Annotated in this window: 17 protein-coding genes; 2 read left to right on the forward strand and 15 right to left on the reverse strand. The window is 58.9% G+C overall.

Annotated elements, in window-relative coordinates:
• Nucleotides 1–2: 2 nt before the first annotated feature.
• The 4 genes from AC4IHP_RS05695 to AC4IHP_RS05710 all read right to left on the reverse strand — a co-directional run bounded on the left by AC4IHP_RS05695 (nt 3) and on the right by AC4IHP_RS05710 (nt 3,010).
• On the reverse strand, nt 3–311 hold the full coding sequence (locus AC4IHP_RS05695; RefSeq protein ID WP_490831109.1) for a hypothetical protein: 309 nt from the start codon (nt 309–311) through the stop codon (nt 3–5).
• A gap of 3 nt (nt 312–314) precedes the next feature.
• Nucleotides 315–1,697 (reverse strand): integrating conjugative element protein, encoded by a 1,383-nt coding sequence (locus tag AC4IHP_RS05700; protein ID WP_490831110.1) that lies wholly within the window; start codon nt 1,695–1,697, stop codon nt 315–317.
• Complete coding sequence (locus tag AC4IHP_RS05705; RefSeq protein ID WP_490831111.1) at nt 1,694–2,650, reverse strand: TIGR03756 family integrating conjugative element protein; 957 nt, start codon at nt 2,648–2,650, stop codon at nt 1,694–1,696. The genes AC4IHP_RS05700 and AC4IHP_RS05705 overlap by 4 nt, the downstream gene beginning before the upstream one ends.
• A gap of 105 nt (nt 2,651–2,755) precedes the next feature.
• The gene (locus AC4IHP_RS05710; RefSeq protein WP_490831112.1) at nt 2,756–3,010 is read right to left on the reverse strand and encodes a helix-turn-helix domain-containing protein; all 255 of its coding nucleotides are present in this window, start codon (nt 3,008–3,010) and stop codon (nt 2,756–2,758) included.
• 169 nt (nt 3,011–3,179) lie between these two features.
• On the opposite strand from AC4IHP_RS05710, the gene AC4IHP_RS05715 reads away from it, so the two are divergent.
• Nucleotides 3,180–3,437: a LasR-specific antiactivator QslA gene (locus tag AC4IHP_RS05715; protein ID WP_223505362.1), complete on the forward strand. Its 258-nt coding sequence runs from the start codon at nt 3,180–3,182 to the stop codon at nt 3,435–3,437.
• A 39-nt stretch (nt 3,438–3,476) separates the two neighbouring features.
• On the opposite strand, the gene AC4IHP_RS05720 is transcribed toward AC4IHP_RS05715, so the two are convergent.
• From AC4IHP_RS05720 to AC4IHP_RS05760, 9 genes are read right to left on the reverse strand one after another with little or no spacing between them, the layout of a single operon-like run.
• Nucleotides 3,477–6,230: a conjugative transfer ATPase gene (locus tag AC4IHP_RS05720; protein WP_490831113.1), complete on the reverse strand. Its 2,754-nt coding sequence runs from the start codon at nt 6,228–6,230 to the stop codon at nt 3,477–3,479.
• Nucleotides 6,230–6,646 (reverse strand): TIGR03751 family conjugal transfer lipoprotein, encoded by a 417-nt coding sequence (locus AC4IHP_RS05725; protein ID WP_490831114.1) that lies wholly within the window; start codon nt 6,644–6,646, stop codon nt 6,230–6,232. Before AC4IHP_RS05725 ends, AC4IHP_RS05720 begins: the two co-directional genes overlap by 1 nt.
• The gene (locus AC4IHP_RS05730; protein ID WP_490831115.1) at nt 6,609–8,126 is read right to left on the reverse strand and encodes a TIGR03752 family integrating conjugative element protein; all 1,518 of its coding nucleotides are present in this window, start codon (nt 8,124–8,126) and stop codon (nt 6,609–6,611) included. Before AC4IHP_RS05730 ends, AC4IHP_RS05725 begins: the two co-directional genes overlap by 38 nt.
• Nucleotides 8,116–8,934, reverse strand: coding sequence for a TIGR03749 family integrating conjugative element protein (locus tag AC4IHP_RS05735; RefSeq protein ID WP_490831116.1), 819 nt, complete (start codon nt 8,932–8,934; stop codon nt 8,116–8,118). Before AC4IHP_RS05735 ends, AC4IHP_RS05730 begins: the two co-directional genes overlap by 11 nt.
• Nucleotides 8,931–9,572 (reverse strand): PFL_4703 family integrating conjugative element protein, encoded by a 642-nt coding sequence (locus AC4IHP_RS05740; RefSeq protein ID WP_016978885.1) that lies wholly within the window; start codon nt 9,570–9,572, stop codon nt 8,931–8,933. The genes AC4IHP_RS05735 and AC4IHP_RS05740 overlap by 4 nt, the downstream gene beginning before the upstream one ends.
• Entirely contained in the window at nt 9,569–9,982 is a 414-nt protein-coding gene (locus tag AC4IHP_RS05745) for a TIGR03750 family conjugal transfer protein (protein WP_490831117.1), read from the reverse strand. Before AC4IHP_RS05745 ends, AC4IHP_RS05740 begins: the two co-directional genes overlap by 4 nt.
• A 7-nt stretch (nt 9,983–9,989) precedes the next feature.
• Nucleotides 9,990–10,361, reverse strand: coding sequence for a TIGR03745 family integrating conjugative element membrane protein (locus AC4IHP_RS05750; RefSeq protein WP_490831118.1), 372 nt, complete (start codon nt 10,359–10,361; stop codon nt 9,990–9,992).
• Between the two features lie 17 nt (nt 10,362–10,378).
• Complete coding sequence (locus AC4IHP_RS05755; RefSeq protein ID WP_103408638.1) at nt 10,379–10,618, reverse strand: TIGR03758 family integrating conjugative element protein; 240 nt, start codon at nt 10,616–10,618, stop codon at nt 10,379–10,381.
• Nucleotides 10,615–10,944, reverse strand: coding sequence for an integrative conjugative element protein, RAQPRD family (locus AC4IHP_RS05760; RefSeq protein WP_490831119.1), 330 nt, complete (start codon nt 10,942–10,944; stop codon nt 10,615–10,617). Before AC4IHP_RS05760 ends, AC4IHP_RS05755 begins: the two co-directional genes overlap by 4 nt.
• A 115-nt stretch (nt 10,945–11,059) precedes the next feature.
• On the opposite strand from AC4IHP_RS05760, the gene AC4IHP_RS05765 reads away from it, so the two are divergent.
• A complete protein-coding gene (locus AC4IHP_RS05765; protein WP_490831120.1) occupies nt 11,060–12,151 on the forward strand; it encodes a hypothetical protein in 1,092 nt (363 codons plus the stop codon).
• 30 nt (nt 12,152–12,181) lie between these two features.
• On the opposite strand, the gene AC4IHP_RS05770 is transcribed toward AC4IHP_RS05765, so the two are convergent.
• Both AC4IHP_RS05770 and traD read right to left on the reverse strand, forming a co-directional pair.
• Nucleotides 12,182–12,913 carry a TIGR03747 family integrating conjugative element membrane protein gene (locus AC4IHP_RS05770; protein ID WP_490831121.1) on the reverse strand — a complete coding sequence of 244 codons (732 nt, stop codon included), beginning with the start codon at nt 12,911–12,913 and terminating at the stop codon, nt 12,182–12,184.
• An 89-nt stretch (nt 12,914–13,002) separates the two neighbouring features.
• Entirely contained in the window at nt 13,003–15,108 is a 2,106-nt protein-coding gene (gene traD, locus AC4IHP_RS05775) for a type IV conjugative transfer system coupling protein TraD (RefSeq protein WP_490831122.1), read from the reverse strand.
• Between the last annotated feature and the right edge of the window lie 5 nt (nt 15,109–15,113).

Below are 15,113 nucleotides of genomic sequence, written 5' to 3' on the forward strand. Positions count from 1 at the left end.
CCTCACAGTCGGGTGAGCTCGACGCAGGTAAAAAGCACGAGCCCTAATGCCCCGATGCGCTTCACGCGCAGTCGATCCTGTGGTCGATGTCGGTAGCGCCGAAGCAGATCCCACCAGAGCGCAAAGAGGGCGGCGTATAGCAGGGCGCGCCACCACCGCAGATAAGGCCGTGCGGATTCGAATGCCTGCTGCCAGGCCTCAAAACTACCCAGCGCAGTGCGGCCGATCCATGCGACCAGTGCGGCGGCGAGGGTCATCACTGCGGCAATCCCCAGACCCGAAAGCAGAGTGAATAGCACTGAGCGTTTCATGGCTCACTTGCGCCTAGCGTCAGCATCATTGAGTCGACCGGGCTCGGGGTCGCCTTGCTCGACGGTACGCGAAGCCTCGCCACCGCCGGCATGTCGATCGAGCACCAGGCTGGCGGTATTGGTGGCGAGCATCTGCCGGACCTGCAGTTCGGTCTGCAGCAGGCGTATTTCGCGCTCCAGAGCGTCGATGTTTTTCGTCAAGGCGGTCTGGGCCGGCTCGGCGGAAGCAATGTTCGGTTCGTGACTGCCCGCCAGCAGGGTGCGCAATAGCAGCAGCGCTTTGTCGAGCACGCTGGACAGGGCTGTCTCGCTGGCCAGACGCCGCGCCAGGAGTTCCTGATCGGGATCGTCGCGCAGGGCTTCGATCACACCACGGGTCACCGGCAGCATTGAACTGGAGGCTTTCGCCAGGTTGCCAGGGGTCAGCGGCAGCGAGCCCGACAGCAACCTTTGCAGGGCCTTGAGGCGTTCGCTGTAGGCTTCCTGAATCAGCGGTGTCAATCCGCTGCCAGCGGTCGCACGCAGGGTTTCGCAGGTGTCGCAGGTCGCGACTTCGCTCTCGCCCAACACGCGAACGGCCCATTCGGATTCCTCCTGGGGCGAGGTCCATGTCTGGCAAATAGCCCCGCCTAAGCAGTCGCTGCTACTGATCGAGCTGCTGTCATCCACCGTACGGTTATGCAGCAGGTTATAGCCCGCGCTTACCACGTCGGAAGTCACACGAATGGGCGTCTGCCCGTTACCTCCGGCCTTTGAGCCGCCGACCCAGGACACCCCATTGTTGCCGTTTTGGGCCTCGGTGTTTTTCACTGCGGCCACTGCATCACCGCCGGTTTGCTCCAGGTTGCCCTGCATCTCCTGGTTCTTGGCCAGCGCGCCCCAGCCGGCTTGACCGACCTTGTCCCCCATCTTTTCGGCCATGGCCTGGCAGGTCAGCTTGGAGCGGTCGAAGTCGATACGCCCCTGCATCACCCCGTTGCTGAGCAACTCATAGAGTCCGGGGTTGGCGCGCTGGATGATCAATGCTGGCAGCGACATCACGGCTTGGGTCGCGTTCTGCACGATGCTGCCCATGATCTGCTGGAAACCTTCGGTGACGCCGTTCAACTGGTTCTGCAGGGTATTGGTGAGGCTCATGTTTCCGCACATCATGTTTGCTCGCCAGGACCCGCCGACACCGAGACCGCTGGGTCGGTAGAGCGAGCTCGGTGAGCCCACTGCCGAGCCGCCACCGATGGTGTACATCACTCGGTCGTCGAGCACTTCGCCTTGAGTGCCCAGACGGTAATTGTCCTCGGCGGCATGGACATGCGTGGCCATGGCGAGCAGTCCACAGAGCAACAGACTCATCGTGCCCAACCAGGGTCGCGCGAGAAGCTGACTCATGACGCACCTCCTTCAAAGTCGATGCTGAACAGGAAGGTATGTCCCTCACGTTTGCAGCAACTATAGGGACGCCACAGCGACCAGGCGTAGCCACCATCCGCGCTCTGTACCGGATCGCTGGGGAAGATGGCGCACGTGGGCTGCACCTGGGGGTAGAGCAATTGCCATTTGTGGGTCGAAGCGTCGTTTTCAACGATCGGACCCGGCGGCCAGTAGCCGTCGAGTTTGGCGGGCGTGAGTGGTAAGTACACATGCGGCTGCCAGTTGCGGGTAATCACATCGCCGGCCCGTTGCGCCATGACTGCGGCCGCCTTGAAATCGTCGGGCTGTACCAGAAAGCCCTGCCGGGGATAAACGTTGCCCCACATGTTTCCCGAAGCCTGACGTCCGATTTCACGGATCCCCGGCATGAGCGACTCGGGGTAAAGACTTTCCGGGATGCCATGACGCCACGCCAGCGAGTCCAGGGTGCTCAGGTAGTAGGGCATGAACGCAGTTGCACCGCTGGCGCAGGCATAGCCGGATTGCGAAGCCAGTTGCGTGGCAGCCCAGCCACCGGGGTGGCCGATGCCATCGACGTTCTTGAAACGGGGTAGATTGTCGCGATGAGTGTTCGGCGTGATCAGGTTACCGCCACCTTCCGCACCACTGATGGGAGCGGAGAGGGTGGCCATCTCGGTCCAGGGGTTATTGCCGGTGGTGGCGTAGCTCGAGACCACCAGCTCAGGAATGAATTGACGAACCTTGGTCGAGGTTTTGACTGTGCAGCCGAAGGGCGTGCAGAGGAGCCAGAAACAAATGCCGACGACCCTGTATTCGAGACAGCTTGGAGAAAGCACGGAGGACGTGATGCTGCCGGTGTCCAGCGCCATGCTTGGGCCGCACGCCAGCAGGACGCTCAGCGCCAATGGGCTTAGCTTTGTGGGTGGGTTTGACGAGCAGGCAACAGGCATGATCCAGGCTCTTGGTGTATGGCCTGGGCAGGTTCGGTTAGGGATTGAAGATTGTCAGTGGAAATTATGAAGGCGGATCTATCGGGTTTGTGAAACGCGAGACTATTATTTGACGTGAAGGGCGCTGCGCAGGATATCGGGTTCCACAAGTAACTGATCTGCGGTAATTTCGAAAATATTGGCGAGCTTGCACAGGACCAACAGCGACGGGTTGCCCGTGCATCGTTCGATTTGACTGACGTAGGTGCGATCCACCTCGGCCATGAGCGCAAGCTGCTCTTGGGTAAGGTCTTTCACGCGTCGCATCAAGCGGATGTTTTCCGCCAGCTGCAGACGAAGCTGTTCGTAGTCTTGAGTCATGTGCGCAAATTGCGCCTTGAGGGACTCTCAATCCACGGGATATAGTCTACATTGGTACTGATCTAGGCCATTTGATGCTCATGCCTGTTATTGAGCGTTCATTTGGTGTCGTTAGGATTTTCGAGGCTGGACTCTGCGTCTAACAATAAATCAGAAATCTAGGGTGGGTATGGACGAAAACTACATTTCAATTCCTGCGGCGGATGGTTGCCCAAGTCTTCTGACACCTTGGGGCAACGAATTTGCCCCAATGATTGAACGTGGCGTGCAATGTGCCCAAGCTTGGCTTGATACGCCGGGTGAGATTCCACTGTGGTGGGAGCTGGCTCAAACCCGCAAGACCTTCCCTGTCGGTGACTGCCAGGATGCCTTTGAAGCCGGATTCTTGTTGAGGATTCAGCAACGGCTCCGGGGCGTAGCGCAATAACTGGTCACTCGCTTTAGGGCGCGAGGCCTGAATATTCCCCTATGCTGGTTCTATTCCTCGCGCTCTATCGATTCGTTCAGCTACGCGATAAGCCGCTTCCAACTCTGAGCAGCCATTCTCTTGCATCAGTGTCCAACGCTCGGCCTTTTCCTCGGGCTCCGTCATGGCCAGGGCGAGGTAAAGGCTGGGCGGCACGGCTCGAAACAGCGTTTCGAGCTTCTTCGACAGCACGACCCCCTCGGTATATTTGCCCGGCTCCTTACTGGCGGAGAGCAACAAGGCTTTCTGTGCCGGCGTGAGTTTCTTGAAGCGAGCGATTTCTTCGATTTCCGCGGGCGGCATGTTCAAACAAATCCACCATTCGATCATGTTGAGCATGGTCTGCGCGGCCGTGGGGAAGTCGGCAAGGTTCTGTGTGGCGAGCCAGAACCAAGCGCCGAGCTTTCGCCACATCTTCGTCCCCTTGACCACGAATGGCGCCAGCAGCGGGTTCTTGGTGATGATATGGCCCTCGTCGGTGACCATGATGATCGGTCGGCCCAGATACTGGTCGCGCTCGGCAAGATTGTTCACGGTGTTCATCAGGCTGATGTAGCTGATGGACATCTGTGCTTCGTAGCCTTCGCGAGCGTAAGTGGCCAGATCGACAATGGTCACATCGCTTTCGGGCCAGGGCGTACCTTCGCGATCGAACAGTTCGCCCTCGAAACCCTGGCAAAATAGGTCGATGGACTCGCCCATTTCCTGGGCACGCTCACGACGCTTCTCCGGCAAGTGCGGGTCGGCGGCGACGCGCAGCAAGGCGTCGCGCACGTCGCGGGTCAGTACCTGACGGCCCGCGGTGACACACATCTGCGCCGCATCCAGAATGCACTCGCGGATCAAGCTGCGATCGGCTCGATTCAGGCGCGCCTCTTCCTTGGCCTCGCCGCCGGTGATCATCAGGCGGGCGGTGATTTCCAGTTCGCCGAGAACATCGCGCTGCTCTTCGCGACTGGTTACCACCTCATCGTCCAGCTCATCGATCGACAGACTGGCTACCTGATCCGGTTGCTCGACCAGACGCCAAGCATCGGCGAACGGGGCGAGACTGACCGAGGCGCCAGGTTTCAATTGGACCTTGTTGACCGACAGGCCCTGTGTCGCGAAGTAGTCTCCCTGCAAGCCGAATGAGTTGCCGGCCTCGACGATAAACAGGCGAGGGCGGTACACCGCCATGACCTGCATCAGTAGGGTGACTAGGGTGGCCGACTTGCCGGCGCCGGTGGGGCCGAACAACAGCAGATGACCATTCATGGCCCGGTCCAGGCGTGACAACGGATCAAAGCTTAGCGGTGATCCACCGCGATTGAATAGGGTGATGCCAGGGTGGCCGGTACCTGTGCTGCGGCCCCAGACGGGAACCAGGTTCGCCAGGTGCTGGGCGAACATCAGGCGCGTGTACCAGTTGCGCGTGTCGCGGGCCGGGTTGTAAGCCATCGGTAACCAACGCAGGTAGCTGTTGCAGGCGGCGACTTCATCGCCTTCACGTACCGGTTGCAGCCCCGCACCCAGCAGCGCGTTGGCAAGGCTGACCGAGTGCTGGTGCAGTTGCTGCTCATCGTGACCGCGCACGTAGAACGCCAGCGTGCCGCGGTACAGCTTGTGCTGGCGGCCGATGATCGCACGAGCCTCTTCAACGTCTTGGCGGGTCTGGGTCGAGGCCAGGTTTTCACCGATGGCTTTGCGGGCCAGGCGGTTCAACTGCTCCTCGAGCACATCTTGGGGTTTGACCACCAAGGTCAGACTCATCACCGTACCTTCGGGTAACTGGTCGAACAGCGCATTCACCGCGTCGCCCTTGCGGGTTTCACCAGTGAGTTGGCCAATCACGGGGGGGCGCCGCACTTTGTCCACCACCATGACCCGATGGGGTTGACCATCGAAGTACCAGAGTCCGCGCTGCACATCTGAATGCGGCTCATTGAAAAACAGCCGCTCGGCGAAATCGTGATCGAAGGGCAGTTCCAGCGACTCGCCGTCGCCCGACTCCGGATAGGCCACACGGCGGTAGAACTCCTCGGGTGCGTCATCAGTGAGCCTGGGTGCTGGATTGAACCAGGGCAACAACCAGGCATACAAACCTCGGCCATCGACCCGCGTCGATTGCACCCCGCGCGCCTGCAACGAAGCAGCGATACGTTCGCAAGCCTGTTGCAGGGATTGCACCGGGGTGAGTCCCGTCTCCTCAGCGTCAGACTCAAGCCAGCGATAGACCACCAGGCGCACCCGTCGGTTGTTGCCGCGCCACGGCAGGCGCGTCACCACCTTATCCTCAAACAGACCACCGGGCTTGGCGATGGCCTTCAGATGTCGGCGAGTAAGCTCCAAATAGGCTTCGGTGAAGACCGTGCCTCGCGCATTGTCTTGAATATAATCGGTGAGCCGGGTCAGGTAGGGGGTGAAGTCGTTGTCGTCCTGGCAGAAAAACTGCGCCACCCAAGGCGCTTGATCCAGTTCGTCAAAGCTATCCTGCAGGGCATCCTCGAGGGCATCGCGGGCGGCCATCAACCAATCGGGTTCGCGCCCTTCGGTGCCGATGGGCAGCAACTCGAATACCGCCCCCACCGAACGATTGTCATCCAGCAGAAAACACTGCTCGGTGTCGAGGTATTCGACCCAAGGCAGGTGATCGGTGAAGCTGGGGTGGTGCGCATGCAGTGCGGCTTCATCGGTCAAGGTGGCACGAGGGCGCAATGGGTTGCGCCAGGCTTTCCACGCGGGAGTGCGCTTGCCCGAGTCGCCGGTACGCACTACAAGTCTTCCTGGCGTTCACCCGGCAATGCGTACTGCACACGTTGGTAGAACGGAAAGACAGTCGAGTAACCCGGGACCGGTGCCTGCTCGGTACCACTCAAATGCGGATACACGTATAGCACTAGATCGGGATTGGGCAGGCGAGGGAACAAATTGTGGATCTCGTTCGTCGCTGTACGCGTGTACGGTTCCTGGAGAGCAATGGAGAAATCTGCCTGGGCCAGCGGGCGGCGTAACTGCTGTCGAGCATCCAGCAGTTGCTGCTGAGTGCCTTGCGAACCGGCGCCGTTCCAGATGTCCAGCATGGTTTGCTCGCCATGGGGCAGCAGCGTGTCCTTGTCGGTGGAACACCCCGCCAGAACCCAGCAGAACACGCTAATCCAGGTCAGGCAGAGAGGCATGGTCTTTTTCATGGCGAACGCTCCGGCCCTTGGGCTCGTAGTCGATGGTGATCTCATGGTCGAGGTGCAGGGCGACCTGTGCGGCCGGTGGCACGTACACGGCCGCAAAGGCCTCGCCATACAGCTTGTTGACCCACTCTCGGATGTCGCTGACGCCACCGCTGAGGATTGAATTCAGTGCGCTATTACCACTGCTGCTGGTGACCCCGAAGGCACTGCCGCCCGAACTGATCACGCTGCTGTTGTTCTGCTCATCCCCGAGCAAGGCAGCGACGCCGGCGCCGGCGGCAGTGATCAGGCTCTGGCTACCGAGGTACTGCTGGGCGTTCGAGCGGCGCTCGCCGGCGATGCACGGGATGCCATACGGATCGGACAGGTAACCGAGTCCTCCGCGGATCTTGTCGGTGTTTGAGCTCTGGGTGGTGGAGGCATTGCGGTTAGTGACCGCCTTCGGCTGCGGTACCGTGCGGATGGTGCCGTCTGTGAATACGAAAGTGATCGACTCGACCTGTCCGCGTACGCAGGACAAGGTCCAGTCACCGGATGCGGTGCCGCTCATCACGGCACCCGCAACGTCCGGCAGGTCGATGCCGTTGGCGGTCAGGTTCTCCGGGCCGACCAGCACCTTGAAGGGGTAGGGATCATTCACGGTGCCGTCTACTGGGACTCGGCCGATCAGCGCGGTCATGGCGACCGAGCCCATCAATGTCGCGTTTTCGGGAATGGTGTAGATCGGCTGCGCGCCTTCGGTACGATCAACGGATCGCGTCAGGTCGCGCTCACCCTTGGTGGCAGCGCGCAGCTGTTTCTGGCTGCGATCAATAGCATTATCTTTCAAGCCTTCCAGTGAGTTGAAGGCGGTAGTCAGACTCAGTGCGGAGGAAGTCTTGGTTTTGGCTCGGGCGTCGGAGACTGGAGCATCCGAGGGTTCAATCCACTGCAGTGCATCATTGGCAAATTGTCGCCCTTCAAACTGGGCGCCGTCGCCGGGCTCAAGCCCCAATCCGATTGGCATGTCCTTGCTTTTGCCAGTCAGCCCCGATAACTGTTCCTGCAATTGCGTCAGTAGGCCGCGAGCCTGGCGACTGTCTTGTTCTGCTTTGAGCCGGGCGTCGTTGGCTTGTCGACGGCCTTCGTCGACCTGCTGGGTCACGCTACCAAGCGCGGTCTGGATGCGCGAATCGACACTGTTTTCCCGCTCGCGCAGGCGATTGTTCTCGGTCTGCAGCGAATCGTTGTGTTTCTTCAAACCGAGCATGTCGCTGCGCATGGCCTTCACCTGCCCGACCAGGGTGGCGACCGTGTCGCGTGGGGTATCGCCCGCAATGCCGAGCGACTTGGCTTGCTCGGCGGATATCTGAATGTTTTTCTGATCAACCGGGTTCTCCGGAGAGAGGGTGCTGCCACCCGTGACCCAGGTTTTCAGGATGATCAGAACCACGCCCAGCAGCGCAGCCGGTACCAGCCATCTGAGCAAGGCGTTAGCTTTCATCGTCAGCACCTCGCGCAATAGGCGGGAGTAGCACCGCTTGTTCGAGGCCGGCACCGCGAGTGACGAGGTAGGCGATCGTGGTGTCTTCAGCACTGCCGACAGGCCCGAGGAACGCATGCTGGAAGGCCGCGGCGAACAGCTGGGCCTGCAGCCGACGCGGATCGAGTTGCACTGTCTCTGGACCACGGTTGCGCAGCTTCACCGCCGTTACCCAGTAATCACCGAGTCGCCAGGCGGCGATGGGTGTGCTGGACACGTTTTCCGTCGGCAGCAGGGTCGGCAGTTCAGTGCGCAACTTAAGCGGTACGCGGCGTATGCCGGGCAGGGATTCTACAGTGCGCAGCGGCGCGTACAGGCTCTGTGCGGCATAGCGCGTCAACGCGACCGGGATCGGTGTACGTTCGGGAACAGGGACGGTGTTAGATTCAGCCTCGGAAGCTTGTCCTTGCCCCTGAGCATTCTTGAGAATACGCACGGGCTCCAGCGGGTGATCGCCAGGCGTGGCCGCGATATCCAGGAGGATGATTTCGCCCGTCGCGACCGATTGCAGTTGCAGGCGGGTCGGGGCAATGGCTTCCGACGCTTGCAGGTACAGCGTGCCGCCGGTCGATTGCACACGCAGCTTGCCCGTCAGGGTTGAGGGAACGCCGACGCGAACAGCCTCATCGACAAAGACCACCCGCTCCTGATTGATCCCCAGTGGGACCGCGAGAGGAAGGCGTTCCCAGCGCATCAGTTCGACGGCTTGTGCTGCTGCTCCCCATAGCATCAGTACGACGGTGAGTCCCAGGGTAGAAATCCGCTTCATGGCTCACCTCCAGGCAGGGAAATTTTTTGCGGAGTGCCCTGATAACAGTCCAGTGCCAGCCCCCACTTATTACGCTCGGGATCCAGGTCAAAACGCACTACGCGTAATGGATACCGCACCACCACCCGTTTCACCGGTTCGGCGGCGTAATACTCATCGGCATTGAGATCGAGCTTGACCAGCCAGCTGTCGCGGTCGAGTTGCTTGACCCTGAGCTCCGGATCCTCGCTGTAGCCTCGCCCCAGAATTTCGTAGACGCCACGCACCCGCTGGCGCAGTTCGCCAGCGGCCTTGCGGTACTCATAATCACCGTCGAGAAAGGCCTTGCAGGCGGGTGTCAGGTAAGACTGCAGGCCATAGATGGCGCGGCGATAATCCTGCTCGCCATCCGAGGGCCAGCGGTTGAGCTGACCGAAGATGTACAGGGCAAAGGCATAGACATTCTCTGAGGGGATATCCCACCACTTGCGCGTGCTGCCCGAGCGCAGATCTGGCGGTACATGCACCGTCAGATCGGTCGGCGCCGAGCGCCAGCCATACCAGAGTCCGGCACAGACAAGGGCGAGGATCATTACCGCCAGACGCAGGCTGAAGATGTGGGCCTGCTGGGCATCCACCTTGTTCCGAAAACGGCTCATCGCTGCCTCCGGGACAGAGCAGGGCGCAGCCGACGCGAGCGACGGACCGTCCAGGCGCCGGAGTGAAGGATCAAACTCCCGCGACCCAGGTGCCAACGGCTGGCCAATACCCATTCGAGCTTGCGGTACAACCAGGTCTCGGGACGTGCCCGTTTGGCCCGACGCAGTAGCGTGCCACCGGCAAATAGCACCAGCGCCATGCCCGCGATCATGCCGGTCGGTGCCACGGCAATGGAAGCGGTGGCGATCGCCAGAGGAACGCCCAGCAGCAGGCCGACGAGTGCGCCGACACCGAGCGCTACCCACATCTCATCATTGGTCAAACCACGCAATACGGCGGGATCACGATTGAGTCGCTCCGGCAGAAAGACCAAGGTGCCGTCGGCAAGACGTTCGATAGTGTCGTTCATGTCGACCTCACAGAATCGCGGCGGCCTTGGTCAGGAACCAGATGATGATCACCACCAGCAGGGCGCCAATGCCGACTACAGCGCCGAGATCTTTCCAGGTTTTGCGTTGGTTCTGCACATCGGCATACACCGTCAGCGAGTGCCAGGCCACACCCAAGAAAGCGAGCAGGGCGATCAGCAGGCCGAGCAGGATGCCGCCGTCGTAGGCGTAGTTTTTGATCGTTTCGATCAACCCGGAACCTTCACCACGCGACGGGGCTTCCATGGTCGGGAGTTCAGCAAAAGCCAAGCTTGGACCGAGCACCAGCAGCAGACCAATCAAGCGCTGACTGGCACAATCACGCAGGTTGTTTTTCAGGGGGGCAAGGCACTTGAGCATGGCGGCGATCTCCTGGATTAGGACAGGGTGAAGAACATCAGTGCGAGCAGGGCGAGCAAGACGCGCGCGGCGCTGCCGCCGAAGGCACCGAATCGCACGCTGCCGCTCGCCCAACCACGGTAAGCCGTCCACATCACCCAGGCACACCACAGCAAAGCCAGGACGAGAACCAGAGACAGCCAAAGTGTCGAACTGCTCTGCGCCGAAAAGCCGGATGCGTTTTGGAAGGCCGCGGTCTGGGCGTCAGTCATGCTCATGGCGAGGACTCCGCGGACGGGATGTCGAGTCGGTAATCGCCGACCAACTCAGTTGGATCGCGGGGTTGCGCACGGGAAGGGGATAGATAGCCCTTCACACCTTGGCGAATACGCTGGATATCGTGAGTCAGGCGAGGGTAGTCAAAGCGATAACGTGTATTTGATTCTGGTGCTTCAGAACGTGACGCCCGTTGTACCAACGTGTCGAGGGTATCGAGCTGTCGGATGAGTAGAGTGAGCTGCTGCTCCTGCTCTCCCGCTGCATAGCTGTCGCTGTGAGCCGCAATCAGAGTGAGCATGAGAAAACGAATAGGAAAAACGGACATTTTTGTTGGTCCCGACATTGGTCTGGAATTAAGATCTCCGAGGGAAGAGAGAGCGTCAGCAGATTATTCGAGCTGGGTGTGATCGGTTTTTGATTTCAGTTGTCATTATGGAGCTATGGAAGTGCTGGAAGGAATTAAGGATAGAGTTGTAGTTGAAGTTGCTGAAAGCCTGGCTGGGCGCTCTGATGAGGAGATTTTGCAATTCTTTAGGTCAACTGCGACATTTGCAAGGAAGTATGCAGTAAGTTACGAGCTCGAAGGGCCGATGCATCTGGTGCTCGATAATAGTATTATTCAGTCCTTTAAACACAGGTTGACTGATGCTAACCGCGATCTGCAGGCATTGTCCTATACTGTGTTCACTAGGTTTGTAACAGGTTGGAGCGATCGCGAGACGTATTTGGCCGTTACGCCGGCAGCCCTCTATGAACATATGGGGCGTCGGGGGGATATTACGGCTGAAGAGGCGTTATGTGCACTCGAAGAACTGCAAGTGTTTTTCGTTGGTACAGGTCTACGTATGACATGGGTAGGTTTTAAGTCTATAGAGGATTTGGTGGAGAGTCTTGTGGCAATCCGTGCTGATGACTTATATCTGACAAAGTACTTTAAGCAAGTTAAAGAGAGGAGTTGGAGGACTGATCTCAAGGCGCCTTTCGGTGTGAAAATTCCCTTGGGTATTGCATATCGTGAGATACCCGATGATTTGCCACTGAAATACTTTAGCCCAGGGTATGTTAAGTTTGTGCTGGCTAGTCGAGTTGAACAGTCTATCATCCGAGAGTCACAGCATAACCCCGAGGCAATGCCGATTGGTAGCGGTCCATTGTCTGATGCTCTAGCTGATCTCAACGAGTTTAATAAAAAGGGGGCTTTGTCAGGGTTAGGGGATATCGACATGTTACAAGTGTGTGATGGCTCTCGACAGTATCAAGACAGGGCCGGTTATGTTTTGGTGGGACAGACGCTGGACGCTAAACTCGCAGAGGTTCTTCAGCATAGACATTCGTACTTCGAGAGTATGGGAGTCGAATTCGGGAGCCCAAATGCGGAGCAACAGACTAGAGATATGGTCAATTTTATGTTTTCAAAACCATTTTCGGAACACCAGAAGCGTGGGGAATGGATTCAGCCTATGTTGAAGGATTTTGTGGATACAATCGCCAGTGGTTGTAAAGTGGCAATTTCCAATGCCAATCATAGCTAGTGCATTGATCCACAGTGCAGTCGTAAAATTTTAAAGGTACTTCTTGAATGTCGCCGCAGTGATTGCCGTTGTTACCCCAAGCATCGCGGCGCACGGTACAAAAATAACGAGTGGGTTGAGCGAAAAGGGCAGTGATAGGTAAATAATCCAGGGCACGATTAGCAATGGTGTCACTGCCCGCTTAGCACGGTGATAGACGAAACTGCTCTCTCGCCCAGCGCCAAATTTTCGCAGGTCTCGGCGCATCAGGCCATCCACAAAACCGGTGAGCATGGCCAGCAGAAACAGAGGGGTAGCCAGGACCAGAATGAACAGGTGCACCACGAAGGTAAATGTTACATACACCGCCGCCAGCACGAAATCCTCAATGCTTACGTAGAGCCGATTGATCCCGCTCCAGAAGCCATTACCCTGGCTCGATACCCGCGCCTGCTGGGCAAAGTCCGCAAAGCCGGTGTTGACCAGTAGCCACTGATTGAGGAAATCCAGCACCTGGACAATCGTTTGCCCGGGTTGTTGAATGATGAGTGAGGATTTGAAGTGGTCGCTGAGCCAACCCAACTCATTGGTTAGCATGGCCTGGCTGTGTCGCCAGCCCTGATCACCCCAGAAGAGCATCAGGCCCGCGAACTCAATCAGAATCGAGAACAGCAACGAGGCGATCAGCAAGCCAATGATGCGCAGTACCTGGCTGATCGCCGAGACAATCAGTCCTGGGCGCTGGATCGGTTGTGGCGGCGTGTTCTGTGCGGAAGTCGCCATCGTTCACTCCATTGCGCGCTGCAGAGTTGATGTGGGCACGACGCCTGCTGGATCGTTTACTGCTGAATCGAAACCTGCAGCGGGGCGGGTTATCCCACCTGATCCAAATCGAAGTGTGTTGTTGGGCCGCCCCCGCTCGCAGTCCACCACTGTCCCGCCTGCGCGTTGTAGGCGGCCCGCATCCGTTGAGTGAGTTCCTGCAGGTCTTTGGGCATGGCGTCGTCGTTGGAGGGTTTAGGTAAAGGCATGCGGACTTTCCAGAGCTGCCCACCGGCCTGGAAGGAGAACATTTGCCCCTTGGGCAAACTGACGATGTGAGCAGGCTCGATCAGCGGCACACTGGTGCTGCTGACACGGTCTTGCGAGGAGGAGGTGAAGTCCGTGTTGGCTTCAGGGTCGGAGGTGTCGGTCGCACCCGACACCAGGGTCTTGGTCAGCACGTTAACTTTGGGCAACTGCTGGGTGAGCAGTTCCGCAGTGGCGGTTTCGCGCACCCGCAGCATCTGCAGAGTGTTGAAGTTACCAATGACCTGGCCAGCTTTGGCGCGGTTGCCGATACGTGCTTCGATATCGCTGAGGGTCTGGGTGTAGGCGGTTACCTGGATACCGGCACCGCCGCCCTTATTGATCAGCGGGATGAACTCATCGCCCATCAACTCGTTAAATTCATCAGCGTGCAGGTTGATCGGCAGCTTGCCGCCGGTGCCGCCCGATTGGGGTAGGCCATGGTCAATGCCATGTTTGTAGATATGGCCTGCGACTGAGACCAAATCGGCGAACATGGAATTGCCCACAGCAGCGGCGACCTCTGCATCGGTCAGCGCGTCCAGACCAACGTAGACGATGCCGCGTTTTCGGATGATCTGCATCCAATCGAAGATTGGCCGCGGGTCATCTAAATCGGTGTAGTTGGGAGCCAGTAGCTGGGCGGTCTTGCCGGTGGTAAGTTTCTCCAGTAGCGGTAATAGCGAGGCAACGATTTTGTCGAAGTAAGTACGGTCATATCGCACAGCCGAGCGCAATCCGTCCAGCACCGGATCAAACACCCGTTTCGCCGCCAGGTATTGCTCGATGGCCACCACCCGTTTTTCGCGTCCCACCATATGCCGGGGGATGTTCTTCTCGGTGAGCTTGCCTTCAAGCTGGACGATCACTTCCCACGCTTTCGGATCGGTTCTGGCGAAAAACTGCTGGGCGTATTCGATGAACAATGCATCGATGTTGACCACATGTCGTTGGATCTGTAGGTAGTCTGGGCGTCGGCCCAACTCAATTAGAGCGCGGGCGATGATGTTGACGAAACGCCAGGCGAACTCACGAAAAGCTGCAGAATTACCTTCACCACTGAGCTGTCCGGCGATGCGTGACGCCACTTCCGAAATGCGCCCGAAACGTCCCACGGCGTTGTAACGAGCGGAGATCTCTGGCCAGCCCAGATGGAAGACATAAAACTCCTTCTCTCGGCCGGCGCGTTTGGCTTCGACGTACATGCGCTTGAGCAAGTCGGCATCGCCCTTAGGGTCGAAGACGATGACTACCTCATGGTCGATGCGGTGAATGTCCTGGGTGATGTACACCTCAGCGAGTCGCGTCTTACCGACACGAGTAGTACCGAGCACCAAGGTGTGTCCGACTCGTTCACCCAGCGGCAGACCGACTTCAGTTTCATCGGGCTCGACCCCATGCAACAGCGACGAGCCACCGACCGGTGCTAACGGGCGCAACGGATTGAAAGCGCTGTCCCAGGCCGTGACACGCGCCAATGTCGAGAGTGGAAACGGTGCATGTTCCAGCCGACGTTCGAGTCCGCGGGCCAGGCGGTAACGGGGAGGTTGGTCGACATAGTGCGCGACAGCCGGATCCTGCGCCTCGACCAAGCGCTGGGTGTGCAGGCGGGTCCAGCGAAAGCCGCGGCCCATGAACAGACGCTTGCGGCTGACCGGAATCTGCCGGCTGGTCAGTTCGTAGCGGGGCAACCGACGGATATTGCGCCGATAGCGCAGCACCTCCCAGGCTTGTCGCAGTCGGATCAGGCCGAACAAGGCATAGGCCAGCGCAGCAACCAGACCGATCTCGGGTGATAGAGCTACAGCCCAGGGCGAGTACACGCACAACACCGCGGCGGCGATGCAGATCGCTACGGTGTACAGTTCTACCGCTGGCCGGAGCTTGGACTCCATCGCATGCTCAGCCATGACCT

The sequence above is a fragment of the Pseudomonas sp. UF-293 genome (assembly GCF_058245595.1).